The following is a 25,360-nucleotide window of genomic DNA, read 5'->3' as shown; positions in this document are numbered from 1 at the left end:
GTTGTCGCACGATTACGTCATGAGCCTCAATGTCGAGCACGCGACCCCACGCACCCTGCCGTCCGAGAAACCCCTTCGGCTGCTTGACGACGCCGGTCATGCGGTCGATTCCGGAGAGGCCGACGGACTCTCCCTCCCCGATCATGCGACGTTGCTCGGGCTGTACCGCAGCATGGTCATCGCACGTCGCTTCGACGCGCAGGTCACCGCGCTCACCCGGCAGGGACGGCTCGCGACCTACCCGTCGGCCCTCGGCCAGGAAGCATGCGAGATCGGCGCCGTAGCAGCCCTCGAACGGGAGGACTGGCTCTTCCCGACATACCGCGACACGATCGCGCTGCTCACCCGGGGAATCACGCCCCGCGACCTGCTGCAGTCGTTCCGCGGCGACTGGCACAACGGCTACGACCAGTATGCGCATCGCTGTTCATCCCAGAGCACTCCGCTCGCGACCCAGGCCTTGCACGCCGTCGGCCTCGCGCACGCCGCCCGGCTCTCAGGCGATCCCCTCGTCGCGCTCACCTTTCTCGGCGACGGCGCGACGAGCGAAGGCGACGCCCACGAAGCCTTCAATTTCGCCGCGGTCTGGCAGACGCCGACCGTGTTCGTCGTGCAGAACAACCAGTACGCGATCAGCGTGCCGCTCTCGCGGCAGACACACGCCGCGACCCTCGCCGACAAGGCCGTCGGATACGGGATGCCGGGGTACCACGTCGACGGCAACGACGTCGCGGCAATGTACGCCGTCACCAGACGGGCGGTCGAACGAGCCCGGAGCGGCGGCGGCCCGACCCTCGTCGAAGGACTCACCTACCGCATCGAGGCTCACACGAACTCCGACGACCCCAGCCGCTATCGCGAGACGCGGGACGTCGAGCACTGGAAACGCCGCGACCCGATCGAGCGGCTCGAGAGATATCTTGTCTCCGAGGGCGTGCTGCTCGAGGCCGAGCGCTCCGAGATCGCCGCGGCCGCCGAGGAGCTCGCGGCGGCGGCTCGCGACAGCATGAACGAGACGTTCGCCCCGGACCCGCTCGAACTCTTCGACCAGGTCTATGCTGCGCCGCGTACCGCCCTCCTCGAGCAGCGCGCGTTCCTCGCAGCGGAACTCGCCGAACACGCCTCTGGAACCGTCTGATGGGGACCGCGACCGTCGACGCCGGGGAGTCCCGGCCCGGGACGATGCTCGTCACGATGGCCGGCGCGCTCAACACCGCGCTGCGAGACGCGATGGCCGAGAATCCCGACGTCGTCGTCTTCGGCGAGGACGTCGGACCGCTCGGCGGTGTCTTCCGTGTGACAGAGGGGCTGCAGGCCGAGTTCGGCGACCAGCGCATCTGGGACTCTCCCCTCGCGGAGTCCGGCATCGTCGGAACCGCCGTCGGAATGGCGATGTACGGCAAACGCCCGGTCGTCGAGATGCAATTCGACGCGTTCAGCTATCCGGCGTTCGAGCAGATCGTCTCCCATGTCGCGAAGATGCGCAATCGCACCCGCGGCCGGGTGGTGTTGCCGATCGTGATCCGCATCCCGTGCGCCGGCGACATCGGCGGCGTCGAGCACCACTCGGACTCGTCTGAGGCCTATTGGGCGCACACGCCCGGACTCACGGTCGTGACGCCGTCCAGCCCAGCCGACGCCTACTCGATGCTGCGCGAGGCCATCGAGAGCGACGATCCGGTCGTGTTCATGGAGCCGAAGAGCAGATACTGGTCGAAGGCGTCCATCGAGCTTCCCGTGCGAACTGCGCCGATGAACCGCGCGGTCGTGGTGCGCGAGGGTGCAGACGTCTCGCTCATCGCCTACGGGCCTTCCGTCAAGACCGCTCTCGAAGCTGCTGAACTCGGCACAGCCGAGGGCCTGTCGATCGAGGTCGTCGATCTGCGTAGCCTCTCCCCTTTTGACGACGAGACCGTCGGCGCCTCGCTGCGCAAGACGTCGCGTGCTGCCGTCATCCACGAGGCCGCTCAGTTCGGCGGCTACGGCGCCGAGGTCGCCGCCCGGCTGACGGAACGCAACTTCTTCCACCTGGCTGCGCCGATCCTGCGTATCGCGGGCTTCGATATCCCCTACCCGTCACCGAAGTACGAGGAGTTCCACCTTCCGACCGCCGACCGGGTGCTCGCCGCGCTCGCGACCTGGGAGTGGTGACCGCTATGAGCCGCGAGTTCCTGCTCCCCGATCTCGGTGAGGGTCTGACAGAGGCCGAGATCGTGACCTGGCTCGTGCAGCCCGGCGACGCAGTCGCCATCGATCAGCCGGTCGTCGAGGTCGAATCGGCCAAGTCGGTGGTCGAGCTCCCATCCCCGTTCGGCGGCGTCGTCGAGAAGCTGCATGGCGCCCCAGGAACGGTCGTGCATGCCGGGCAGCCGATCATCACGGTCGCCGATGCCGTTGAAGCCGCAGAGCCACGGTCCATCGAGCACGAGATCTCCGGCGCGGTGCTCATCGGCTACGGTACGCAGCAGTCGACCCGCGCCAGGAGGGCGCCGTCGACGGGTCGTTTCGCTCGCAGTACCGTCGGCGAGACGACGATGCGTTCGGGTCGGGCGGCCGCCGATCATCGGCACACCGTCCTCGACCCGGGACGCCACTCGCCCGTGATCTCCCCCATCGTGCGTCGTCTCGCGCGGGAGAACGGTTTCGACGCGAGCCAGCTGCTCGGTTCCGGTCACGACGCGCTCGTCCTGCGGAGCGACGTCGAGGACTACCTCGGAGCACGGCTCGGAGAGGAGACACCTCCCGCCCCGTCCACCTCCGAGCCGCCGACTGCCGAACCCGGAGAGATGCGGATTCCGATCAGGGGTCTACGGCGGGTGACCGGCGAGCGGCTCGCGGCATCACGCCGTGAGATTCCGGAGGCCACCGTGTGGATGGACGTCGACGCGACCGGGCTCGTCGAGGCGAAGACGCAACTCGAGCAGGCGACGGGGGAGCCTTTCGGCCTCACCGCGCTGCTCGCTCGATTCGTCGTCGCGGGTCTCAAGCGCTACCCCGTGCTCAATGCCACGTTCGACATCGAGAGGCATGAGATCGTCCAGCACGGTTCGATCAACCTCGGCCTCGCCGCTCAGACCCCACGCGGGCTCATGGTGCCGGTCGTGCACGACGCGGAGCGCATGAGCACACGACAGCTTCGCGACGCCGTCGCCGACCTCGTGGCGCATACTGCCGACGGCAGCTTCGCGCCGAGCGCTCTTACCGGAGGCACCTTCACGCTGAACAATTTCGGAGCCCTTGGCGTCGACGGCTCCGCGGCGATCATCAATCATCCGGAGGTCGCGATCCTCGGTATCGGTCGCATGATCGACAGGGCCTGGGTCGTCGACGGCGCCCTCGCCGTGCGCAAGGTTCTCGAGTTGTCGTTCGTGTTCGACCATCGCGTATGCGACGGCGGGGTAGCGGCGGGGTTCCTCACTTACGTCGCGGGATGCGTCGAGCGCCCGATCGGACTGCTCGGCGACCTCTGATCTCCTGCCGATGCGCACAGGAGGTGCGCGCGTTCCAGTGCGATCCCGCTAGCTGATGGAGTTCGACCTCCCGTGGAAGACAGGCGGGCGCTTCTGCTGGAAGGCGCGAAAGCCCTCCGCGTAGTCGTCGCCCGCGCACAGCTCGCCCTGGGCGCGGTCCTCCAGCTCCATCGACTCCCACAAGCCGATCCGTTCGTCACGCAGGCGGGCGACGATGGTCTTGCTCGCCCGGAATGCGTCGGTGGCCCCGGCTGCCGCGGCCGAAGCCTTGCCCCGCGTGAATGCGAGAACCTCGTCGTCCGGCAGCACCCGGCTGAACAGCCCGGCAGCGACCGCATCGGAGCCCGACATGAGGTCGGCCGTGTAGATCAGGTCGAGGGTGCGGTGGGCGCCGAGCCGTTCCAAGAAGAGCGCGTGCCCGCCGGAGTCGAGGGTGGCGCCAAGCCGGGCGAACGGGGAGCCGAACGTGGCACCCGCCGCGACGTAGACGACATCCGTCGCGATGAGCAGACCGAGTCCGATGCCGAGGCATGCACCGTGTGCCGCGGCAAAGGTCGGAGCGGGGAACGCACTCATCTGCCGCAGCACGGGCGTCACGACATCCGCCAGAAAACCGTATGCGTCGTCGACGGCCGGGTCGACGTGCGAGATGTCGCGTCCGGCGCAGAAAGCGCGCCCATCGCCACGCAGCACAAGCGCTCGAACCTCGGCGCCGACTGCACGCGAGTATGCTGCTCCGAGTTCCGCGAAGGCCTCCTCGTCGAGCGCGTTGAGCCGGTCTGGAGCACGAAGGACGACCTCGGCCACCTCGTCGACGATGTTCAAATCGATCATGCTCATGGTCCTCCGTCAGGCGTCGTAGTTCACGGTCACCGCTTCGCTCGTCGGAAGCGACTGACAGGTCAGCACATAGCCGGCTTCGAGCTCTTCCGGCTCCAGCGCGTAGTTCTCCTCCATCTCGACCGTCCCGCTCACGAGTGTGGCGCGGCAGGTGCCGCATACCCCGCCCGCGCAGGCGAAGGGCACGTCGGGCCGCACCCGCAGGGCAGCATTGAGCACGCTCTCGCGGCCGTGCACGGGTGTCGTGACGGTCGCGGTGCGACCGTCGAGCGTGAAGGTGATCGCATGCGTCGCTCCCCCGGCGTCTTCGAGGACCGGACGCCCATGCGACCCCTCCGGCGCCTCAGGACGCCCCGTGGTGAAGAGCTCGTAGTGGATGTCCTCGGAGGCGACGCCCATCTCCGCGAGCGTGTCGCGACACAGCTGCACGAGCTCGAAAGGGCCGCAGAGGAACCATTCGTCGACGTTCTCCGGCTGCACGAGCAGCGTGAGGATCGCTTGGAGCTTGGCGTGGTCGATCCGGCCGGAGAGCAGCGGCGAGCTCCGGGTCTCGCGGGTCAGGACGTGGTGCAGTGCGAGCCGCGCCGGATACGTGTCCTTGAGGTCGGCGAGCTCCTCGAGGAACATGGTGTCGAGCGCGGTGCGGTTGGAGTAGACGAGCGTGAACCGGGACTCCGGTGAGCGCTCGAGCACACTGTGCGCGAGCGAGACCACCGGGGTGACCCCAGAGCCTGCGGCGACCGCGACATAGTGCTTCTCGACCCCCGGCCCGATCTCGGTCGTGAAGGCGCCCTCTGGACTCATGACGTCGAGCTCGTCGCCAACACGCAGCGACATGTTGGCCCAGGTGGAGAACGCGCCTCCGAGGTCGTGTTTGATCGCGATCCGCAGCTCACCCGGCGCCGGTGCGGCGCAGATCGAGTAGCTGCGCCGCAGCTCCACGCCGTCGACGTCGGCACGGATCGCCACAAACTGACCGGGGTCGTAGTCGTAGTGACCGCTGAGTTCGGGAGGAATGGCGAACGTCACCTCGATCGCGTCGTCGGTGAGCTGTCGGATGCCGCTCACGGTGAGTGTGTGGAAGCGAGCTCGCCGGCGGGGCTTGGTGGCGCGGGCGCCGCTCATCAGTGGTCTCATCGGTGGTCCCGGAAGTGGTCGAAGGGCTCCTGGCAGCGCTGGCACTGATAGAGCGCCTTGCACGCGGTCGAGCCGAAACGACTGAGCTGACGGGTATGCAGTGATCCGCAGCGCGGGCAGCGCACACCGAAGCCGAGCGGGACGGCACCGGCCGGGGCGGATCCCGTTGGCGGGGCGATACCGTAGCTCTCTAGTTTGGAGCGCCCGGTCGCGCTCATCCACTCGGTCGTCCAGGCCGGGGCGAGCACGATGCGCACCGTCGGGTTTCGATAGCCGTTCGCTTCGAGCACGGAGACGAGGTCGTCACGGATGGCGTCCATCGCGGGACATGCGGAGTAGGTGGGTGTGATCTCGACCGTCACCGCATCGCCGTCGACGCCGACGGAACGCAAGACGCCGAGGTCTTCGATCGTCAGAACGGGAATCTCGGGGTCGGCGACCGTCGCGACGAGCCTCCAGACGGCGGCGGTCGTCGCCTCTCGTGGCCTCAATGCGACGACCTCGGCTCTGCGTGGGGGAACGATGCTCGGTTGCACGGCGGTCACCAGCTCAACCCTGGGTGCTGCCGGGCGAGCACCTGCATCTCCGCGAGCAGAGTGCCTAGATGCTCGGAGTGAATGCCGTCGCGTCCGCCCCCACGCGCCGTGAAACGCGTCGATGACTCGAGACCGGCCTCCGCGAGAACGGATGAGACCGCCGCGTCGAATGATGGGCGAAGCTCCGACGGTCGCACGGCGACGTGCGGCAGGGCGTCGATGAGAGCGTCGTCGCGGAACAGCTCATCGACGTAGGGCCAGACGTCGTCCAGGGCGATCCGGGTGCGACGTTCGGACTCCTCGGTGCCGAGCGCGAGACGGAGCAGCCAGTGAACGCTGTGGTCGCGATGGTAGTCGACCTCCTTCACCGCTTTCGCCGCGATCGCCGCGAGGGTCTCATCGGCCGATGCGGCAAGACGTGCGTACAACTCGCACTGGAAATGGGAGACGGCGAACTGGCGCACGATCGTGTGGGCGAAGTCGCCGTTGGGCAACTCGAAGATGTGCGCGCTGCGCCACTCCGGTTCGTCGCGGAAGTAGGCGAGGTCGTCCTCGTTCTTGCCCCATGCGCTTCCTGCATAGCTGAGGAAGGAGCGGGCGTGGCCGAGTTCGTCCAGGGCGATGTTCGCCAGGGCGATGTCCTCCTCGATCTCCGGAGCACGGGCGATCCACCAGCCGAGCCGCTGCGCGAGCACGAGGGCGTCGTCGCCGAGACGCAGCGCGTACTCTGCGACGTCCGACGGAGCCTTCCGTCCGTCGCGCACGATGTCCTCGGGAGTGAGCGCGTTGCCCATGGCGATCCTCTGACTCACCTGTCCTCTCCCCCGTCTCCTCCGTCGCGCACTCAGAGGTGCTTGACGCCTTCGGCGAGCGTGTAATAGCTCGCGTGCCGGTAGTCCTTCCCCTGCGGACTCTCGAAGAACGCCCCGCGGGCGTCTGGGTCGGAAGCAGTGACGGCGCTCGACGGAACCACCCAGACCGAGACGCCCTCGTTGCGCCGGGTGTAGACGTCGCGAGCGTTACGCACGGCCATCTCGGCGTCGGGAGCGTGCAACGATCCGGCGTGCACGTGGGAGAGGCCGCGGGACGACCTGATGAAGACCTCCCAGAGCGGCCACCGCTCGCGTCCGCCGGAGTCGCCCGGGCTCGTCACGATGCCACCTTCTCGAATCGTTCCTCCCGGCGTGCCGCCATCCGTTCGGCGTACGCTCTCGCTGCCTCGCGCACCCAGGCACCGTCCTCGTGCGCCTGGCGACGACGCTCGAGGCGCTGGGCGTTGGCCTGTCCGCGGCCGGCGAGCACCTCGTGGAACTCGTCCCAGTCGAGCGGTCCATGGTCGTAATGACCGCGCTCCTCGTTCCAGCGCAGATCGGGGTCGGGAAGAGTCACGCCGAGCACCTCGGCCTGCGGAACAAGCATGTCGATGAAGCGTTGGCGGAGTCCGTCGTTGCTGAGACGCTTGATGTTCCAGGCCATGCTCTGCTGCGAGTTGGGCGACTCGTCGTCGGGCGGACCGAACATCATGAGCGCCGGCCAATACCAGCGGTTCACCGATTCCTGGGCCATCGCCCGTTGCTCCGGCGTTCCAGCCATGAGGCTCAGCAGTATCTCGAACCCCTGCCGTTGATGGAACGACTCCTCCTTGCAGATGCGCACCATGGCGCGGCCGTACGGCCCATAGGAGGCACGGCAGAGCGGCACCTGATTGCAGATCGCGGCGCCGTCGACGAGCCAGCCGATCGAACCCATGTCGGCCCAGGTCGGTGTGAGGTAGTTGAAGATCGAGGAGTACTTCGCCGAGCCTGCGATGAGTTGCTCGAACATCGTGTCGCGGTCGGTTCCGAGCGTCTGGGCGGCCGAGTACAGGTAGAGCCCGTGACCGGCCTCGTCCTGCACCTTGGCCATGAGGATGGCCTTGCGTTTGAGGCTCGGGGCACGGCCGATCCAATTGGCCTCCGGTTGCATCCCGATGACCTCGGAGTGGGCATGCTGGGAGATCTGACGCACGAGCGTCTTGCGATAGGCCTCCGGCATCCAGTCGCTCGGCTCGACGCGGTCGTCTGCCGCGATGAGCTCCTCGAACCGTGTCCGGCCATCCGCGTCGTCCGGGCCGGCGGACGACGCGAACGCCGGAGCATTGGCCGCTGTCGGGACCGTCATGGTGTCTCCGTCCACGCCGAAAAGAGCTTCAGATCGATCGCCGAGAAATACTGACCGACCGTTCGTTTAGGCTAACATTGGCAGACACGAGGGGTCAAGCCGGCCGGAGTCTCCCGAAGACGCCCGGCCGACCTCGCACAGCGGAAAGGCGCGAGATGACAGGAACGACGAAGTCGGGAACCGCTGAACGCGCACCGCGCGCCGGCCGACCGGGCTACGACCAGGGCAGCGTGCTCGAGATCGCCGTGCAACTGTTCAACGAGCACGGCTACGACGCCACCTCGATGGGACAGCTCGCCGAGCGTCTGGGCACGAGCAAGTCGGCCATCTACCATCATTTCACGAGCAAGGAAGAGGTGCTTGCGCTCGCGCTCGACCACGCGCTGGGCGGTCTCGAGGCCATCCTCGAGAAGCCCCTCGCGCGAACCGGCGCCCCCGATGCCAGCCTCACCTTCGTGCTGCGCGAGGCCGTCGTCGTGCTGTGCGAGCGTCTGCCGTCCGTCACGTTGTTGCTGCGCGTGCGTGGCAACACCGATGTCGAGCGACAGGCGCTGGAGCGACGGCGCGCCTTCGACCGCACCGTCGCAGACCTGGTCGACGCCGCGCGCGCGGAGGGAACCCTGCGCCGCGACATCGACTCGCGCACGACGACGCGACTGCTCTTCGGCATGATCAACTCGATCGTCGAGTGGTATCGCCCCGGCGGACCGATCACGCCTGACCAGCTCGCGGCGGATGTGCTCGCGGTCGCGCTCGACGGGCTGCGGTCCCATTGAGACCGGGGCCGCTCGACGCCGCTCAGCGCCGCTCGGCGACGAGAGTCAGCACGTCGTAGCTCGCGACGAGCTCGTCGTGCTGGTTGTGGAGCACGGCATCCCAGCGCACCTCACCGTAGTCCTCGGTCTCGCGCGGCGTGATCTGCTTCGCCGTCAACGTGACCCGGATGCTGTCGCCCGGGGACACCGGCGTGACGAAGCGCAGCCCCTCGAGTCCGGAGTTCGCCAGCACCGGACCCGGCGCAGGGTCGACGAAGAGGCCGGCCGCCCACGACACGAGCAGGTAGCCGTGTGCGACGATTCCGGGAAAGAACGGGTTGGCCGCCGCGACCGCCGCGTCGGTGTGGGCATAGAAGGTGTCGCCTGTCGACTCGGCGAAGGCCGTGATGTCGGCGAGCGTCACCTCCCTGAGCCCGCTCGCGACGGTGTCTCCGATGCGCAGCTCGGCGAGGGACTTGCGGAACGGGTGGACCGTGGCGTCCGTGTGCGCACCGGCGTGCCATTGTCCCGTGATCGACGTGAGCATCTCGGGCGAGCCCTGGACGGCGGTGCGCTGCATGTGGTGCAGCACCGAGCGGATGCCGCCGAGCTCCTCGCCGCCACCGGCCCGCCCTGGGCCACCGTGCACGAGATGCGGCACCGGCGAGCCGTGTCCGGTGCTCGAGCGGGCATCGTCGCGGTCGAGCACGAGCACTCGACCATGGTGTGCCGCGATGCCGAGCACGATGGTGCGGGCGACCTCCGGATCGTGCGTGCACACTGTCGCGACGAGCGAGCCGCCTCCCTTCGCGGCCAGGGCTATCGCCTGCTCGACGGACTCGTAGCCGATGATCGAGCTGACCGGGCCGAAGCACTCGACGTCGTGCACCTCGGGAGTGTCCGGGTCGTCGAAGCGCAGCAGCACGGGACGGAAGAACGCGTCATCGCTTGCCTCCGCGTCGCCGAACACGAGTTCTCCGCCGGCCTCGACGAGGCGCCGAACGGCGGCGAGAACCTCGACGCGCTGCGCGACGCTCGCGAGAGGTCCCATGGTGACGCCCTCGTCGCGAGGGTCGCCGATCGTCACCCGGGTTCCGACGCGTTCGGCGACGGCCGCTGCGACATCCGCCACCGACTCTCGTGGCACGATGAGGCGACGGATGCTCGTGCACTTCTGCCCGGCCTTGGCCGTCATCTCGGTCACGGCGGAACGCACGAAGGCCTCGAACTCCGGAGTGTCCGGACGCGCGTCAGGCCCGAGGATCGCCGCGTTGAGCGAGTCTGTCTCGCTCGTGAAGCGCACACCGCCCGACACCACGTTCGGGTGGGCCTTGAGCGCGTGCGCCGTGGTCGCCGAACCGGTGAACGCGACGAGGTCGCGCGCGTCGAGGTGGTCGAGCAGCTCGCGGGCGCCGCCCGAGACGAGCTGCACGCATCCGTCCGGCAGGATGCCGGACTCGAGCATGTGACGCACGACGGCCTCGGCGAGGTAGCCGGTCGGCGTCGCCGGCTTCACGATCGACGGCACGCCGGCGATGAACGCGGGCGCGAACTTCTCCAGCATCCCCCATACGGGAAAATTGAAGGCGTTGATCTCGCACGCGACACCCGGGATGCGGGTGTAGATGTGCTGTCCGAGGAAGGAACCGTCGCGGGAGAGCAGTTCGGCTGGACCGTCGACGTAAACCTGCGAGTTCGGCATCTCGCGACGCCCCTTCGACGAGAAGGTGAAGAGCACGCCGATTCCGCCGTCGATGTCGATCATCGAGTCGTTGCGAGTCGCCCCCGTGCGGGTGGAGAGCTCGTAGAGCTCCTCGGTGACGCCGGACAGGTACTGCGCGAGCCGTTTGAGCATGAGCGCACGCTGGTGGAAGGTGAACCGGCCGAGCTCGCGCTGTCCAACTGTGCGCGCGTACTCCACCATGGCGCCGAGGTCGATGCCGTGTGCGCTCACCCGGGCGACGGGATCCCCCGTGCTCGCGTCGAACACGCCGACGGCCTGCTCATCGTCGCTCGGTGACCACCAGGCGTCCTTGACGAAACTGGGTACGAGGAGAGTCATGCGATGGGTGTCCTTTCCCAATCGAAGAAGCCGCGCCCGCTCTTGCGGCCGAGCTCCCCGCGCGCGACCTTGTCGCGCAGCAACCGGGGAGGGGCGAAACGTTCGCCGAGCGAGACGTTCAGGTATTCCGCGATCCCGAGTCGCACATCGAGTCCTACGATGTCTGTGAGCCGCAGCGGCCCGACCGGGAAGCGATAGCCGAGCACCATGGCTGTGTCGATGTCTTCGGCGGTCGCGACGCCGTCTTCGAGCATTCGGATGGCCTCCAGCGCGACGACGACGCCGAGGCGCGACGAGGCGAACCCGGGAGCATCCGCCACGACGATGGCGGTCTTGCCGAGGGCCAGGACCCAGCCCCGCGCACGGCTGACGAGTTCCGCATCGGTGTCGGGACCGGTGACGAGCTCGACCAGTTCTGACACGGGGACGGGGTTGAAGAAGTGCATCCCGAGGAAGCGTTCCGGCCGGTCGAGCACGGATGAGAGCGCACCGATCGACAGCGAGGAGGTGTTTGTCGCGAGCCAGGCCAACGGGGCGACGGTCTCCTCGACTCTGCGCAGCGCGTCCCGCTTGAGTGCAAGGTCTTCCGGCACCGCCTCGATCACGAGATCGGCGGGTGTGAGGGCCGCGAGGTCGGATGCCACCCGCACGCGGCTCACGAGCTGTCCGGCGCTCTCGACGAGGCCGCCGGCCGCCTCGCTCTTCGCCACGCTCGCGAGAATCCGGTCCCTGGCGGCGTTCGCCGCGCTCGCATCGCGCTCGACGATCGTCACCTCGGCTCCCGCGAGCAGGAAGGCGTGCGCGATGCCGGCCCCCATCCGCCCGCCGCCGAGCACACCGACGACCGCTGGCACGCGAGTCACCCCCTCGCTCATCGCTTGCCCTTCCGCTCCAGGAACGCCGTCATCCGCTCGAATTTGGCCGGGGACTCGAAGAGCAGGGCTTGCGCCTCGTCATCGGCGCGAGGATGCGCATCCGCCGCCGCGTGGAAGACCTCCTTGGCGAGACGGGTCGCGAGGGGGTCGTTCGCGGCGATACGGTCTGCGAGGGCGTCTGCAGCGGCAGACAGCTCGTCTGGCTCATGAACCGAGGTGACGAGACCGGCAGTGAGCGCCTCCTGCGCGTTCAGCACCCGCCCCGCGAGCACGAGCTCCTTGGCGAGCGGCTCACCGACGAGGTCGCGCAATCGCCACAGGGCGCCAGCTGCGGGGATGATGCCGAGAGAGGTCTCTGGGTTCCCGAGGCGCGCGGTCGTCGATGCTATGCGGAAGTCGGCCGCATACGCCAGCTCGGCACCTCCTCCAAGCGCCCAGCCGTCTATTGCCGCGATGACGGGCATCGGCAGTCGGGCCACGCGCACGAACAGCCCGGAGTTGATCCCTGCGAGGGCGTCGTCCCGCCGTCGCTCCAGCAACCGGGCGATGTCGGCTCCGGATGCGAACACGCCGTCGCTCCCCGAGACGACGAGGATGCGTGGATGTTCCTCGAGGGCCGCGCAGACGGCGTGCAGAGCGGTGACCGTCTCCTGGTCGATCGCGTTGCGCGTCTCCGGGCGATGCAGGCGCACATGAACCCGGTCGGCGCGCTCATCGACGAACAGGCCTGGTGAAACGGGCATCCGCGAGCCAGGTGGCATCAGACGCGCTCCGCGGGCAGCGCTGCACTCTGCCCGACCCCGACACATATCCGGCCGACGGGCGTGCGGACGCCGCCGACGAGGAACGCCTCGACCATGGCTCCATCACCTCGCTACGGTCATTACTAACTGAACGTTCGTTCTGTAAAGCATGTCATAGCCGTGTCGGAGCGCGCAAACGTCTAGAAGAAGTCGTCCCCGACTCCCGCGGCGCGCATGACGTCGAGCGAGTCGACTCCGGCGGCATCGAGCTTCACCTTGGCGACCCGCAGAGCCGACTCCATCTGCGCAGCCCAGACATCGGCCTCCTTCGACGCCACCTCGGCCTCCACCATCCGTTCGATCGCCCGGTCCTTGTCGGCCTTCTCATTGCGCACCTGCTGGACGCTGAGTGTGATGCCATAATAAGCCGCGACCATGGAGGCGATCGGGGTCGCGATCACGGCGAGTGCCGCGATGCTCGTGTCACTCGGGCTGAACAGCACGAGCAGACCGAAGGCGACGAACAGCACGAGCACTCCGATGACGACCACGAGCATGAAGCGCAGATTCTGGTCGGATCGTGGGCCGGCCGATGCCGGGGCCACGACGGTGACGCCTGGTGAGAGGAGAGGCGGAAGACTTGCCGGAGTACCGGGGGGCGCCGTCGCCGGGGCGCCGGGAGCATGAGCTGTGAGATCGGGGGCGAACTGGTTCGAGTCGGTCATCGTCCTCTTCCTTGCAGTCGTGAATCACACCGGGGTCGGCTGCCCTTATTGTGTTCCGCTCCCCTGTGCCGGTCAAGGACTGTGGCTCTGCGTTCGGCGAGAAAGGACTTCAGGTCTGCCGCCGGGCCCACCGAGGTGCAGGACGGGGGCGTGGCGGCCTGGGCGAGCTCGGACGCTACAGGGTTCAGGGTCCGGCCGCCACCCGCAAAACGAGTAGCTGCTCGGGATCGGCTTCTGGCGTCTGCAGTCCGACCTGCTCGAGCGCGCGGCCGGAGTACACCGAGGGCTCGGGAGTGGACAGCCAGTGCGGGGAGACCAGGCCGTGCGGCCGGTCGCCCGGTGGCACCGCTTCGACGCTGTACCGACGGTCGGGATCGAGTCCGGCGAGAGTGAAGCGCCCGCGGGGCGACACCGTCGACCGACCACGGTATACCAGGGCGAACAGCGCCTCCGAGCGGTCCCGAGCGACGACGCCGTGGATCCACAGGGTCGGGTCGGCCGTGTCGATCCGTACCACCCGGCCCGAGTGCAGGAGTCCACGCTCGCGTCGGTACAGCGCGATCCAGCGGGCGAGTTCCGCGCGCTCGGCGTCGCTCGCGGTGTCGAGATCCCACTCGACGCCGAAGTGCCCGAAGAGTGCGGTGCCGGCCCGAAAGGCGAGATCGTGTCGGCGACCCGTGGTGTGCGAGCGCTCCGACGATACGTGCGAGCCGACCAGTTCCGGGGGAATGAGCTGCATCGTCCATCGGTTGATCCGCTGGCGCTCGAGCGGGTCGATACAGTCCGATGCCCACACCCGATCGGCGCGGTCGAGCACGCCGAGGTCCACCCGCGCCCCGCCGGAGGAGCACGCCTCGATCTCGAGGAGCGGATGCGCGAGCTTCAGCTCGTCCATCAGCCGGTAGGTGGCGAGCGTCTGCGCGTGCACACCTGGCGCCCCGCCCGGCTGCGTGCCCGCCTCGATCAGGTCACGATTGTGGTCCCATTTGATGTGCCCGATGTCGTATTCGCCGAGGATCGCCAGCATCCGGTCCTTCACCCAGCGGTAGGCATCCGGCAATCCCAGGTTCAGGACCTGCTGCCGGCGGGACGCCACCGGCCACCGGCCGCCGGTGGCCATGATCCACTCGGGATGCGCCCGCGCGAGGTCCGAATCCGGACTCACCATCTCGGGTTCGAACCACAAGCCGAACTCCATGCCGAGAGATCGGACGTGGTCCACGAGCGGCGCCAACCCATTCGGCCACACCTCCTCATCCACATACCAATCCCCCAGGCCAGCGGAGTCGTCGCGACGGCGCCTGAACCATCCGTCGTCGAGCACGAACCGCTCGACGCCGAGGTCGGCTGCAGTCCCGGCCAGCCGCTTGAGCCGCTCGAGGTCGTGGTCGAAGTAGACGGCCTCCCACACGTTGAGAGTGACAGGACGAGGGCGCACCGTCCTCCCCTCCCGCCCGCGCAGATGATCGTGGAATCGCGCGGCCACCTCATCGAGCCCCCGCCCGTATGAGGCGTAGAGCCACGGGCTCGTGTAACGTTCGCCGCGACCAAGTGACACTTCGCCCGGCAAGAGGATCTCGCCGCCGCCGAGCACCTGCACACCGTGGAACAATCGCTCGGCATAGTGCCGGTGATTGCCGGAGTACCCCAGATGAATCGACCAGATATCGCCTTCTCGAAAAGAGAACCCCTCGCTCCCGACGCACAGCAGCGTCGCGGCGTCGGCCCCCGTCCGCCCTTTTCGACCCTCCCGTAGGTGCGTGCCGATGCCCATCCGCTGCCGCTGCGGCACACGCTCGTTGCCCCATCGGCCGGCGAAGTCCAGAACCTCGTCCGCCCCGAGCGGCGTCGGAAGCACAAGATTGAGCTCGTCGACAGCGTACGGTTCGTCGGCGTCGTTGCGCACCGAGGCCCGCAGCCGGAGGAGGCCGGACCGTGCGAGCTCGATCGTCAGCTCGAGCCCCAGCCGGGCTTCGCGGTCGACCGCGGTGATGAGAGCCGAGGAGGTTCCGCGCACCACGACAGTTCCATCCGTCACCGCTCCGTCGTCGAGCTCGACCGACGACACCTCGAACGAAGGCGACCATGCCGTTCCGGAGCGACTTCCGACCAGCCCGGGGCGGCCGACCCAGCCGCTCGCATGCTCCGGGAGGATCGACACTCGCATGGGTTCGTCGACCAGGTTCGAGACCACCAGTGGCACCGCGGCGTCAGCCATTGCCACGAGTTCGGCGTCGCTGTGTTCGCCGAGAGCGAAGCCCCAGTGCACGACGGCGGGGAGGGCGCCGTCCCGGCAGTCGAGCAGCAGCGCCACACCTCCGGCCTCGAGGCTGACGATTCCTGGGGGGTGCTGCACGGGTGTCCCTTCGGGTTCTGCGGGCTCGCGCGATCAGCGGAGCGGAAGATCGGCGATGGTCGGCAGCTCAAGCTCGTGCACGGCCTGGAAGCCGAGAAACTCGTGCGAAGCGCCGAGGTCGAGCGGCACGGTACGGCCGGGCAGTGGCCTGGACAACCGTGATGCCGGGTGGAACGCCGCGAGCAGGGTCTCGGTCGGGTACGGCGCTGCGGTGGTCTCAGCCGCGACGTAGAGGGTGTGCGAGCCGGTGATCGACGGTGTGAGCGCGAGCACGGCTGCTCTCGCGGCATCCCTCGTGTCCAAGTAGCTCCACAGATCGCGGATGCCGCGTTCGGGGTGAGCCGCCAGTTCTCTCGCATGCTCCTCCAGGCGATCGTGCGGCATGCCGACGAACGGCAATCGAAGCGAGACGACAGACATGCCGTGCCGCCTGGACATCATGGTCGCGGTGAGCTCGTCGACCTGCTTCGAGAGTCCGTACGGGTCCTCGACCACCGTGGCAGAGTCGACGGTCAGCGGCAGCGTCGACGGCGAGTGAACGGCGCTCGACCACGGCATTCCCGTCGCGCCGAAGCTGCTCGCGATGACAGCATGCCGGATCCCGGCTGCGCCGGCGCCGTCAAGCACGGCGAAGGTCAACTGGGTGTTCGACGCGAACACCTCGAGCGGCTCATGGTCGAGCGGGGTCGGAAACGCCGCGAGGTGGACGACGGCATCCGCCCCGTCCACGGCCATCCGGACGGTACCGGGGTCGCTCGCGCTGCCGACCACGACAGCATCGACGCCGAGGTCCCCGGGATCAGACAGCACGAGCGCGGTGATGAGGTCGCCCCGCCGGTGGATCTCGTCGATCACCGCGCGGCCGATCCGGCCCGCGGTCCCGGTGACCAGAACCCTCATGCGTACACGCGGAAGGCCTGCAGGTGGGCGCGCGGTTCGCCGTTGCTCGACTCGATCACCAGGCGGAGCGCCGTGGCGCGGAACGCCTCGCGAAACACGTGTCGAACGCGGCGCACCCGGTTGTCGCGTCCCTCCGCCACAACCGTCCACACCCCGGCGGCCTCCGCCTCGAGTCGGTAGTCCCGGACGAGGGATGGCATCACCTCGAACGGGGTCCGGTGGTGATGGAGATTGATGAGGTCCTCGTTGACGTCGTCGTCGAACACCAGGTCGACGACGGAGATACGCTCCTCGTCGGCCCAGCGCAGGGCGATCCACGGTTCCGCGTCCTCTGCGAAGTCGGCCGAGGCCCACATGTTCGGTCCTGCGAAGGGTCGCAGGAGACCGTTCACGGCCTTTCCGGGCTGGAACGGGGCCTCACTGTCGACACGAAAACGGAAGCTTCGCCGCAGGAACGGACGATCCGACCACTCGCGCAGCGGTTGCGGGCGCTCGTGCTTGGGAAGGAGTTCCTTCCGCGTGAGGGAGAAGGTGCCGGGTGGCCGCTCCGCGCCGAGGTCGAGGCTGATCTCCGGTTCGGCGTGGAGCTGGAGGAACACATTCGTCGCACCGTCCGGCTGCCAGTCCGGGTCGATGGCGATCCACTGCCCATGCCCCGCCCCAACGGTGACGGTCCCCTGGGCGACCACCTCGCCCGGCACATAGTTCTGATCGTGGCTCGGCGTGGAGAGCGTGAAACGCAGTTCGGTGGGAGCAGCTGCGCTGAGCTGCAGCGCCAAGCCGCTCAGCACGTCCTCCACGGGGAAGACAATAGCCGCATCCTTGATCAGCGGCCACCGTTCCCCGGTTCCGCGCACCTCGAGCCGGGCGAGGCTGCTCGACGCAGTCACAGAGGCCCTCGACGCGATCGAGGTGCCCGGCTCCTCGGCGATGCCGAAGATCGAGCCATCGTCCCGCAACAGATTCTGCTGCAGTTCGGTCGCGTCGAGCTCGCTCGGTCGGAGGCCTGAGGCCACCGCGAGCGCTGCCGCCGTCCCGACAGCCTGCCCGATGGTCGCGCAGGTCGCCATGACCCGGGTGGAGCCGAACGCGACGTGCGACGCGGAGACGTTGCGGCCGGCCATGAGCATGTTCCGCACGTTGCGGGAGTAGAGCGAGCGGTAAGGGATCGGATAGATGCCGTCGGCGTAGCGCTGCTTCGCCCCCTCTTCGGAAGCGTACATGCCGCCAGGAGGATGCAGATCGATCGACCAGCCTCCGAACGCCACCTGGTCCGAAAAAAACCGCTGCTCGATGATGTCGTTCTGGGTGAGCACGTAGTCGCCGAGGAGCCGCCGGTACTCCCGCTTGCCCGGTAGCGAACCGACCCACTCGAGCGTCATGCGATCGGCGTCGAACTGGCCCGAGTTCTTGATGTGATCCCAGATCCCGTAGATCACCGACCACAACTCGTCGCGGATCGCCTCGTTGTCCCGCACGGTGTCCAGCTCACCGCCGAACTCGATCCACCAGTATGCGCACCCGTTGTCCCCCGCCGAGATGATCCGGTTGTGCGGGATCGATGTCGTGCTGAGATCCTTCGCGAAGGCGGGTGGTACGAACTTCACCGGGTGCCCCGCGTCCGTGGTGTAGAACAGCAGGGTGCTGCCGAGCGTCACGTCGTCCGCGACTTCCGGGGCCCACGGTTCGCCGTACTCAGAGCGGGCCTCCCGGCCGATGCGATGATCTGCGCCGGCCAGGAACCCGACGAGCCCGTCGCCGGTGGCGTCCACGAAGATCGGGCCGCTGAACTCGATGAGCCGTTCCGAGCCCATCATCCAGCCGGTGACCGAGGTGATCGTCCGGTCGTCATCCGGACCGGACGCGTCGACGATGCGGACGTCGGTGTTCAGGAAGAGAGTGAGGTTCTCCTCCGCCCTCACCTTCTCGTAGATGAGCGCGTCCCAAAGGTATGGGTTGCCGTCCGGATTGCGGTACTGGTTCTCGACGAAGAGCTCGCCCATGATGCCGCCCTCGCGGGCGTTGTGATTGTAGCCGTGCGCGGTCGCGCCGACGACCCACACCCGCACCTCGGACGACGAGTTGCCGCCGAGCACCGGCCGGTTGGTCACGAGGGCGACGCTCCGCCCGTTGCGTGCGGCGGCGATCGCGGCCGAGACCCCGGCGAGTCCGCCGCCGATCACGGTCACGTCAGAGACGAACTGCTCTTCGTTCACGTTTCCCTGTCCATTTCCGTTGATCCTTTCGTCAGGCGTCGCAGTCCGCCGCGAGTCCCCAGAACAGCCGGGGCGCGCCATCGAGTGTGAGCTGCACCGAGCCGGATACCGCCGGCATGACGGTCTCGTTCCCGATCACGTCGACCTGCCGAACGCTCGATCCGACGGCGGGGAGCGTCATGGTGGTCTTCGTCGGCCACGGGTCGACCCAGGCCTCCGGTGTTGCGTAGTACGACGTGTTGCCGTGGTCGGCGTTCAGGATGTACCCGTCCTTCCGGCTCCACAGGACGGCCAGGTACAGCCCGTCCGGGTTGACGAACTGCAGTCCGTGGATCTCGGGGTCGGCGAAGGCGAACTCGCGCACGAACGTGGCCTGGTCAAAGGCCCGCGCCGCGGTGGCGAAGGCGAGGAGGGACGGCTTCGCCGAGGCGTCCCGGTTCATCAGCCCGTAGTGGTATTCCGGGTTCGCCGGATCGGCCTCCTGGGGGTGGAACAGCACGCTGTCGTGCAACTGGTACCAGTTGACCCCGCGGACGTTCTGCGAAAGCGCCAGCGCGATCGACAGGATCACGTTCTCAGCCGCGTGCCGCAGGGTGTCGTTCCACCAGGCGTTCGGCCGGGTGCACGCATACGCCTCCGTGAGCCAGAGCTCCTTGTTCCCGCCGTAGCTCGCGATGATCTCATTGGCCTTCTTGAGCGAGCCGAGAAAGTTCCAGTATTTCCCATTGGCGCCCGGATCCCACTCCGCAGGATCCGGGGCGTAATCGGGAGTGAAGTTGCCACGGCCGGGGTGGATCGCGAGACCGTCGATGAGGTCCCAGCCTCCCGCGTTCTTGAGGTTCTCGATCCAGACGAAGTCCATCCCCCCTGTTCCAGCGTTCAGGATCTTCATCGACGAACCGGCGTTGGTGAGTTGCGCCCGGACGTGGGCGAGTGCCTGGTCGACGTATTGCTGGGCCTTCAGCCCCTGCATCCAAGGGTTGTTGAGCTCATTGCCGACCTCGAAGTACTTGGCCCCCGATGCGATGGCGCTGGACGTGTTGGTGAACGCCCAGGCTTCGCCTTCCGCCGGCGTTCCATCGATCGGGATGTTGCCGAGCTGAGTGTTGTGATCGATTCCAGCACCGTCGAGGATCTGTGGCGACAGGCCTGCCGTGTAGCCCATCGGGTTTCCCGGCGCGTACGCGATGCGCACCCTTCGCACCCCGATCTTCTGCAGGAGCCCGACGACGGCAGCGACCGACGGCTCGTGCAGCCAAGCGTAGTTCGAGATGCCGAAGATGCTCGCCTCGCCCGCCTGATACGAGTACGGCGTCAGGATGGCGAGCGTGGTTCTGGCGAGGGCTTCGTCGGCACCGTGCACGGCCTTCACCTCGACGAAGGTGATTCCCTCGCGCGGCTGGGCCACGGTGAACGCATGATCGACGACCCCGCCCGCCGGAATGGTCAGCTGGACGGTCTCGTCGGCGACCAAAGCCCCGCCGAAGTCCTTCGCCCAGAAGGTCACGGCGGCCGTCACAGCGGCGGCGGCGCCGTTGCTGAGCTGGGTCCGCACCACCATCGGCGTCGTAGCGTCCTCCCAGATGTTGAATGGCTGCTCCGTCCAGGTGTCGATCCCGAGCGCACGTCGCGCCGCCACCGTCTTCGCCGCCGCCGGCCGGATCTCGCCAAGCACGAGCGAGACGTCCGTGGTCGAGACGCCGCCGTTGGTCGTGGCCGGCGCGTGCACCCAGCTCGCGTTGGTGTAGCGGGGGTTCGTGCTGGCCAGACTGAAATAGGCACGGGTCGTGTCGAAGGTCTCTTGGTATACCCCGCCATCGTTGGTCTCGAACGGGATGCCACCCCCGCCGTCGCGGTTCCACAGCGTGAGCGGGGTGTACTGCTCGGCGGCACTCGCCCCGACCATCGCCCGCGAGAACATGAAACCGGTCGGGATCAGCGTGGTGCTCCCGCCGACCGCCCAGCGCAACCTGGCCCGTCCGGGCGTCAGCTCGATCGTCCCGACGACACTGATCGCCGAGGCGGAGCCGGCCATGGCATAGGTGATCTGCGCGGCCTGTCCTCCTCCCTGCGCGGTCACGAGCACCGGAGTGCCACCGTACGTGCGCTGCTGGCCGAGCACCTCATCCTTGATCATGAAGTGCTGAACGGTGATCCGGTCGACACCGTTCCCGTCCTTGAAGGTGAGGACGCCTGCGGCGTCCACGTCGAGCTGGATGCCGTCGGAGGCGAGATGGATGACGGGCGCGGCGACGGCCTGCGAGCGGTCGACGACGACCGGGACGAGCAACCCGGCGAGACCGGCGGTCGCGCCGGTCAGGATCGCTCGGCGCGATGGGTGAAGCGGTTCGGACGGCGACTGTGCCATGTTCTTCTCCTCGACGAGTGCGATGTGCGGTGGTGGAACGGGTCAGTGCAGTGGAGCTAGCCTTTGAGCCCGGTGAAGCCGAGGCCTGCGACGATCTGCTTTTGGAAAGCGAGAAACACCGCGATGGGCGGGATGATCGCCATGACCATCGTCGCGATCAGCAGGTCCTGCGGGGCCTGCGGGGCGAGGTTGACCAGCGCGACGCTGATCGGCTGCAGGCTAGGGTCGGTGATGACGATCAGCGGCCAGATGAAGTCCTTCCAGCTGTGGGTCACCGCGAGAACGCTGATCACGGCGAGGATCGGACGGCTCATCGGGAGCGCGATCCTGCTCAGGATGGTCCACGTCCCGGCGCCGTCGACCTTCGCCGCCTCGAAGAGCTCCCTGGGCAGCCCGCCGAAGAAGCTCTTGGCGAGCAGGACGTTGAACGCGTTCGCGCCGGCGGGCAGCCACACGGCCCAATAGGTGTTCGCAAGGTTGAGGTGCAGGAACGGCACATCGACCACGGTCAGGAACAGGCTCACCATCGACACCGTGTACGGCACGAACATGGTCGCGAGGATCGCTGCATAGACGGCCCCGCCGAATCTCGGGCGCAGCACCGAGAGGGCGTAGCCGGCGGTCACAGCGACGAAGAGCTGCACGGCCCACGAACCCGCGACCATCACCAGCGTGTTGAGCAGGTAGCGGCCGACGTCGAGTTGCGCGAACACGGTCGCGAAGTTGTCCCAACGCGGCTCGGCGGGCCAGAGCGCGAGCGGATTCGCCGCGAGTTCGGCGGGCGAGCTCAGGGCGCCCTTCAGCATCCAGTACAGCGGGCCGAGCCCGAACACCACCAGGAGCGCCAGGGTGACCAGCTGGATGGTCCTGAGCGGGATCCGGGTCCGCACCTGGCGGTACTCGGTTTCGGAGACGAAACTCGACACTTACTTCCCCCAGCTTCGGGTGGCTCGCAGGTAGACAGCAGAGAGAATTCCCAGAACGACAGCGAGCAGCAGCGAGAGCGCCGCGGCCTGTCCGTAGTTCCCGAAGACGAAGGCGTAGCGGAAGACCAGGAGCAGCACCGTCACGGTGGCGTCCTGGGGCCCGCCGCCGGTGAAGACGTATGGCTCGGTGAAGACCTGCATGGTGCTGATCAGCTGCATGAGCAGCAGCAGGCCGATCACCGGCCGCAGCTGCGGCAGCATGACGTGCCAGATGCGGGTGAAGATCCCGGCCCCGTCGAGTTCGGCCGCTTCGTACAGTTCAGTGGGGACACCAGACATGGAGGCCAGGTAGATGAGCACCGCGCCACCCATGCCCGCCCAGGTGGACTCGATCACCAGGCTGAGCATGGCCGTGTCGGTGGACTGCAGCCACGGGAGGGGACCGAGTCCGACCAACCCGAGCATGGCGTTGAAGAGCCCGGAGTCGGGTTCGTAGAACCACTTCCAGAGCAGCACCGAGACCACCGGGGGAATCACAACCGGCAGATAGGCGAGCACCCGATAGATGCCTCCCCTCAGGCGGACGGTGGACATGATCGACGCGAGGATGAGGGGAGCGGGGAATCCGATGAGCGCGGCAAGCCCCACGAAGAGGAATGTGTTGCCGACGGAGGTGGCGAGCAGAGGGTCCGTGAACAAGGTGGCGAAGTTGTCCAGTCCCACCCAGCGCGGATCGTCGATGAGGTTGGTCTGCTGGAAGCTGATGACGAGCCCGCGCACGATGGGATACCAGGCGAAGAGGCCGAAGATCACGATCGCGGGGAGCAGGAAGAGCAGCCCCGCTCCAGAGCTCCGCAGCCAGCGGCTCCCGAGCAGCTGCGTCACTTGCCTGCGGCCTTGATCTTCGCCGCGGCATCCTGTTCGGCCTTGTCGAGCAGCGCGGCGATGTCGGCGTGCTCATCCGTGAGGACGGCTTGGACGACCGTGTCGAGGATGCCGTACACGGCTTGCGCGGCGGCGACGGGCTCCGCCTTCAGCTCCAGCTTCGCTGTGCCCTTCTTGTACGATGCGAAGTGCTCTAGATCCACGTTGACGAAGTCCTTGATCGCCTCGTCGATGAGCTCTTGATGCGCCTGATCGAAAAACGGGAGAGACGGAACGCCGACCGCGGAGGCCGGATCCTTCGACAGCATCTCGGCCTGTGCGGCGGCGACCTCCGGGTCGTAGGTGGGTTCGGCATAGGCGTGGACGAGCCACTTGACCGCGGCGTCGAGCTTCGCCCCCGTGACGGAGGCCGGGACCATGAAGACCTGCCCGCCCGTGAGGGTCGCTTCGCCACCGGACTGCGGCATCGAGGTGACACCGAAGTCCCCAGGGTTCTGCATGCCGAAGTTCACCTTCGCGAGCTTGTAGGTGCCGGGGGTGCCCAGATACATCCCGACCCCTCCCGCCGCGAACTGCTTGATGACGTCGTTCTGTGTGTTGAGCTGGCTGCCGCCCATCGAACGGTCCACCCAACGCATCTTCTGCAACAGCTCAAGAGCCTTCTTAGTGGGATCGGCGTTGAACGCCGGCGCATAGCCGTCGCCGTGCTCCTTCTCCATCTCTCCGCCGAACGCGTAGTTCAGCATCGACAGCTGCCAGCCGCCCTGGTTCTCCGTCGACTCGAAGAGGAAGCCGGTCTTTCCGGTCTTGTCGGCGATCTGCTTCGCCGCCGCGCGCACCTCGTCCCAGGTCGCCGGGGGGTTGTCCGGGTCGAGCCCCGCCGCTTCGAAGAGGGCGCGGTTGTAGACGAGTCCTTGCGCGTAGAGCGTCTGGGGAATTCCGTAGACCCCGCCGCGGGCGTCGCTGAGCGGAGCGAGCGCCTGGGGGTTCAGCTCGTCGTAGTGCTTCCACCCGGCCAGCTGTCCGGTGATCTGCGTGACCTGCTTGCGCGAGATCAAGCCTTGGGGCTCGGTGAGGGGCACCTGGATGACGTCCTCGATGTTCCCGCCGGCGAGCTTCGCCGAGAAGGTCAGCGGGTCCCAGACGTTCGTCGAGCCCTCCACCGTGATGCCGGGATTGACCTTCTCGAAGTTCGCCACCATCTGCTTGAACTGCGTGAGCCCCGCCGCATCCGTCGCCGCAGGCATTCCCTGGACCCGGATCGTGACCGTGCCAGCGGTCTCCGCCGCGCCACCACTGCCGCTGCATCCGGCGAGCAGGCCGGTGAGGGCGACCCCGGCGATCGCCGCGATTGTTGTGCGTTTCACTTATTTCTCCTTCGAAATGAGTTGCTTCGCCGGTTCGTTGACGCGAACCGGTCCGCTCGAAGCCCGCGGCACGAGCCGCGTGCCGACCGTGATGACTTCCGCAGGGGACACCTGCGCTGTCCTGCCGATGATCCCCAGCAGGAGATCGCTCGCCGCTTCGGCGATGTCGTTCGGGTCGATGCGCACGGTCGCGAGGCCTGGCGAGGATGTCGCGGCGAGGATGGTGTCGTCTATCCCGATCACGCTCACGTCCTCCGGCACCCGGATGCCGAGCGCCGCAAACTGCTGCAGCAGCCCGAGGGCGACCAGGTCGTTGTGTGCGATCACCGCCGTCGCGCCGTCCGCGAGCACCAACGGCGCCGCATGGAGGCCGGTTTCGAAGCGGGCCTCGTAGGGTCCGAACTCGACCACTCTGATGCCGGCCTCCTCCAGTTCCCGACGGATCGACACTTCACGGTTCGAACCCGGCTGCGAACAGGTGATGAAGGCACAGCTCTCGTGCCCGTACGCCTTGAGGTGCTCGACCGCCTGACGAACCCCCGCAGACAAGGAGATCTGCACCTGCGGGATGCCGGCGACCTCACGATTGACCAGGATGATCGGGATCCGAGCGGCGAGTTCGATGATCTTCTCCTCCTGCAGCGTCGACGCCCACAGGATGAGGCCGTCCACTCTCGGCCGTAGTGCCTCGATCGCCTCGAACTCTTCATTGGGCCGCTCGTTGCTGTCGGCGACGAGCACCGTGTAGCCGAGCCGCCTGGCCTTGCCCTGGATGGCCTTCATGACCGGCGGGAAGAAGGGGTTGGCGATGTCGGGGATGATGAGCCCGAGCGAACCGGTCCTGCCGCCGCGGAGCGAGCGAGCCGCCGCATTCGGCTGGTAGCCGAGGCGGGACGCCGTCTTTAGAACCCTTCCCCGAGTCGTCGCATTCACAGCATCCGGATTGGAGAAAACCCGGGAGACGGTCGACAGCGAGGTTCCGGCCTCGGCGGCGACCTCTCGAATGGTGACAGTCATCCTGACCTCCTTGTAGCAGACC

The 25,360-nt window shown here is 67.6% G+C and carries 22 protein-coding genes; 4 read left to right on the top strand and 18 right to left on the bottom strand.

The features are described 5' to 3' along the window. The first annotated feature begins 19 nt into the window (after positions 1-19). From pdhA to ACFQB0_RS05505, 3 genes are read left to right on the top strand one after another with little or no spacing between them, the layout of a single operon-like run. Entirely contained in the window at positions 20-1,138 is a 1,119-nt protein-coding gene (gene pdhA, locus ACFQB0_RS05515; RefSeq protein WP_386728559.1) for a pyruvate dehydrogenase (acetyl-transferring) E1 component subunit alpha, read from the top strand. Further along, positions 1,138-2,151, top strand: coding sequence for an alpha-ketoacid dehydrogenase subunit beta (locus tag ACFQB0_RS05510; protein ID WP_386728557.1), 1,014 nt, complete (start codon positions 1,138-1,140; stop codon positions 2,149-2,151). The genes pdhA and ACFQB0_RS05510 overlap by 1 nt, the downstream gene beginning before the upstream one ends. A gap of 5 nt (positions 2,152-2,156) precedes the next feature. Continuing rightward, on the top strand, positions 2,157-3,470 hold the full coding sequence (locus tag ACFQB0_RS05505; RefSeq protein WP_386728554.1) for a dihydrolipoamide acetyltransferase family protein: 1,314 nt from the start codon (positions 2,157-2,159) through the stop codon (positions 3,468-3,470). Between the two features lie 48 nt (positions 3,471-3,518). On the opposite strand, the gene ACFQB0_RS05500 is transcribed toward ACFQB0_RS05505, so the two are convergent. The 6 genes from ACFQB0_RS05500 to paaA are packed head-to-tail and all read right to left on the bottom strand — an operon-like array spanning position 3,519 to position 8,143. Continuing rightward, positions 3,519-4,304 (bottom strand): enoyl-CoA hydratase/isomerase family protein, encoded by a 786-nt coding sequence (locus tag ACFQB0_RS05500; protein ID WP_386729672.1) that lies wholly within the window; start codon positions 4,302-4,304, stop codon positions 3,519-3,521. A 15-nt stretch (positions 4,305-4,319) separates the two neighbouring features. Further along, a complete protein-coding gene (gene paaE / locus ACFQB0_RS05495) occupies positions 4,320-5,435 on the bottom strand; it encodes a 1,2-phenylacetyl-CoA epoxidase subunit PaaE (RefSeq protein WP_386728552.1) in 1,116 nt (371 codons plus the stop codon). 8 nt (positions 5,436-5,443) lie between these two features. Continuing rightward, positions 5,444-5,983 (bottom strand): 1,2-phenylacetyl-CoA epoxidase subunit PaaD, encoded by a 540-nt coding sequence (paaD, locus tag ACFQB0_RS05490; protein WP_386729669.1) that lies wholly within the window; start codon positions 5,981-5,983, stop codon positions 5,444-5,446. Between the two features lie 5 nt (positions 5,984-5,988). Then, entirely contained in the window at positions 5,989-6,777 is a 789-nt protein-coding gene (paaC, locus tag ACFQB0_RS05485; protein WP_386729666.1) for a 1,2-phenylacetyl-CoA epoxidase subunit PaaC, read from the bottom strand. A 50-nt stretch (positions 6,778-6,827) separates the two neighbouring features. Then, on the bottom strand, positions 6,828-7,136 hold the full coding sequence (paaB, locus tag ACFQB0_RS05480; RefSeq protein WP_386728549.1) for a 1,2-phenylacetyl-CoA epoxidase subunit PaaB: 309 nt from the start codon (positions 7,134-7,136) through the stop codon (positions 6,828-6,830). Continuing rightward, complete coding sequence (paaA, locus tag ACFQB0_RS05475) at positions 7,133-8,143, bottom strand: 1,2-phenylacetyl-CoA epoxidase subunit PaaA (RefSeq protein WP_386728547.1); 1,011 nt, start codon at positions 8,141-8,143, stop codon at positions 7,133-7,135. The genes paaB and paaA overlap by 4 nt, the downstream gene beginning before the upstream one ends. A gap of 155 nt (positions 8,144-8,298) precedes the next feature. Here paaA and ACFQB0_RS05470 point away from each other — a divergent pair, with 155 nt between their 5' ends. Continuing rightward, positions 8,299-8,919, top strand: a complete 621-nt coding sequence (locus tag ACFQB0_RS05470; protein ID WP_386728546.1) for a TetR/AcrR family transcriptional regulator — start codon at positions 8,299-8,301, stop codon at positions 8,917-8,919. 22 nt (positions 8,920-8,941) lie between these two features. Here the strand turns inward: ACFQB0_RS05470 and paaZ are convergent, their stop codons facing one another. The 12 genes from paaZ to ACFQB0_RS05410 form a co-directional block, all read right to left on the bottom strand. Beyond that, on the bottom strand, positions 8,942-10,960 hold the full coding sequence (paaZ, locus tag ACFQB0_RS05465; RefSeq protein WP_386728544.1) for a phenylacetic acid degradation bifunctional protein PaaZ: 2,019 nt from the start codon (positions 10,958-10,960) through the stop codon (positions 8,942-8,944). Next, on the bottom strand, positions 10,957-11,835 hold the full coding sequence (locus ACFQB0_RS05460; protein WP_386728541.1) for a 3-hydroxyacyl-CoA dehydrogenase family protein: 879 nt from the start codon (positions 11,833-11,835) through the stop codon (positions 10,957-10,959). Before ACFQB0_RS05460 ends, paaZ begins: the two co-directional genes overlap by 4 nt. Next, the gene (locus tag ACFQB0_RS05455; RefSeq protein WP_386728539.1) at positions 11,832-12,578 is read right to left on the bottom strand and encodes an enoyl-CoA hydratase/isomerase family protein; all 747 of its coding nucleotides are present in this window, start codon (positions 12,576-12,578) and stop codon (positions 11,832-11,834) included. The genes ACFQB0_RS05460 and ACFQB0_RS05455 overlap by 4 nt, the downstream gene beginning before the upstream one ends. A 200-nt stretch (positions 12,579-12,778) precedes the next feature. After that, a complete protein-coding gene (locus ACFQB0_RS05450) occupies positions 12,779-13,303 on the bottom strand; it encodes a hypothetical protein (protein ID WP_386728537.1) in 525 nt (174 codons plus the stop codon). A gap of 184 nt (positions 13,304-13,487) precedes the next feature. Beyond that, complete coding sequence (locus ACFQB0_RS05445) at positions 13,488-15,659, bottom strand: alpha-galactosidase (protein WP_386728535.1); 2,172 nt, start codon at positions 15,657-15,659, stop codon at positions 13,488-13,490. Between the two features lie 33 nt (positions 15,660-15,692). After that, entirely contained in the window at positions 15,693-16,559 is an 867-nt protein-coding gene (locus ACFQB0_RS05440; protein ID WP_386728533.1) for an NAD-dependent epimerase/dehydratase family protein, read from the bottom strand. Continuing rightward, complete coding sequence (locus ACFQB0_RS05435; RefSeq protein ID WP_386728530.1) at positions 16,556-18,775, bottom strand: FAD-dependent oxidoreductase; 2,220 nt, start codon at positions 18,773-18,775, stop codon at positions 16,556-16,558. Before ACFQB0_RS05435 ends, ACFQB0_RS05440 begins: the two co-directional genes overlap by 4 nt. A gap of 31 nt (positions 18,776-18,806) precedes the next feature. Then, complete coding sequence (locus ACFQB0_RS05430) at positions 18,807-21,143, bottom strand: hypothetical protein (RefSeq protein WP_386728527.1); 2,337 nt, start codon at positions 21,141-21,143, stop codon at positions 18,807-18,809. A 56-nt stretch (positions 21,144-21,199) separates the two neighbouring features. Next, a complete protein-coding gene (locus tag ACFQB0_RS05425) occupies positions 21,200-22,069 on the bottom strand; it encodes a carbohydrate ABC transporter permease (RefSeq protein ID WP_386728525.1) in 870 nt (289 codons plus the stop codon). Further along, complete coding sequence (locus ACFQB0_RS05420) at positions 22,070-22,954, bottom strand: carbohydrate ABC transporter permease (protein WP_386728524.1); 885 nt, start codon at positions 22,952-22,954, stop codon at positions 22,070-22,072. After that, on the bottom strand, positions 22,951-24,321 hold the full coding sequence (locus ACFQB0_RS05415; RefSeq protein ID WP_386728521.1) for an ABC transporter substrate-binding protein: 1,371 nt from the start codon (positions 24,319-24,321) through the stop codon (positions 22,951-22,953). Before ACFQB0_RS05415 ends, ACFQB0_RS05420 begins: the two co-directional genes overlap by 4 nt. Further along, on the bottom strand, positions 24,322-25,338 hold the full coding sequence (locus ACFQB0_RS05410; RefSeq protein WP_386728518.1) for a LacI family DNA-binding transcriptional regulator: 1,017 nt from the start codon (positions 25,336-25,338) through the stop codon (positions 24,322-24,324). Positions 25,339-25,360 lie beyond the last annotated feature (22 nt).

The organism is Luethyella okanaganae, from assembly GCF_042660285.1.
GTDB lineage: Bacteria > Actinomycetota > Actinomycetes > Actinomycetales > Microbacteriaceae > Luethyella > Luethyella okanaganae.
This window is presented reverse-complemented; position numbering and strand designations above follow the sequence as displayed.

Coding starts and splice junctions, on each gene's coding strand:
- ACFQB0_RS05500 (WP_386729672.1), bottom strand. CDS start 4,304: ATGATCGATTTGAACATCGTCGACGAGGTGGCCGAGGTCGTCCTTCGT.
- paaE (WP_386728552.1), bottom strand. CDS start 5,435: ATGAGCGGCGCCCGCGCCACCAAGCCCCGCCGGCGAGCTCGCTTCCAC.
- paaC (WP_386729666.1), bottom strand. CDS start 6,777: ATGGGCAACGCGCTCACTCCCGAGGACATCGTGCGCGACGGACGGAAG.
- pdhA (WP_386728559.1), top strand. CDS start 20: ATGAGCCTCAATGTCGAGCACGCGACCCCACGCACCCTGCCGTCCGAG.
- ACFQB0_RS05510 (WP_386728557.1), top strand. CDS start 1,138: ATGGGGACCGCGACCGTCGACGCCGGGGAGTCCCGGCCCGGGACGATG.
- ACFQB0_RS05440 (WP_386728533.1), bottom strand. CDS start 16,559: ATGAGGGTTCTGGTCACCGGGACCGCGGGCCGGATCGGCCGCGCGGTG.
- ACFQB0_RS05505 (WP_386728554.1), top strand. CDS start 2,157: ATGAGCCGCGAGTTCCTGCTCCCCGATCTCGGTGAGGGTCTGACAGAG.
- ACFQB0_RS05470 (WP_386728546.1), top strand. CDS start 8,299: ATGACAGGAACGACGAAGTCGGGAACCGCTGAACGCGCACCGCGCGCC.
- ACFQB0_RS05410 (WP_386728518.1), bottom strand. CDS start 25,338: ATGACTGTCACCATTCGAGAGGTCGCCGCCGAGGCCGGAACCTCGCTG.
- paaA (WP_386728547.1), bottom strand. CDS start 8,143: ATGACGGTCCCGACAGCGGCCAATGCTCCGGCGTTCGCGTCGTCCGCC.
- ACFQB0_RS05450 (WP_386728537.1), bottom strand. CDS start 13,303: ATGACCGACTCGAACCAGTTCGCCCCCGATCTCACAGCTCATGCTCCC.
- ACFQB0_RS05455 (WP_386728539.1), bottom strand. CDS start 12,578: ATGCCCGTTTCACCAGGCCTGTTCGTCGATGAGCGCGCCGACCGGGTT.
- paaZ (WP_386728544.1), bottom strand. CDS start 10,960: ATGACTCTCCTCGTACCCAGTTTCGTCAAGGACGCCTGGTGGTCACCG.
- ACFQB0_RS05430 (WP_386728527.1), bottom strand. CDS start 21,143: ATGGCACAGTCGCCGTCCGAACCGCTTCACCCATCGCGCCGAGCGATC.
- ACFQB0_RS05460 (WP_386728541.1), bottom strand. CDS start 11,835: ATGAGCGAGGGGGTGACTCGCGTGCCAGCGGTCGTCGGTGTGCTCGGC.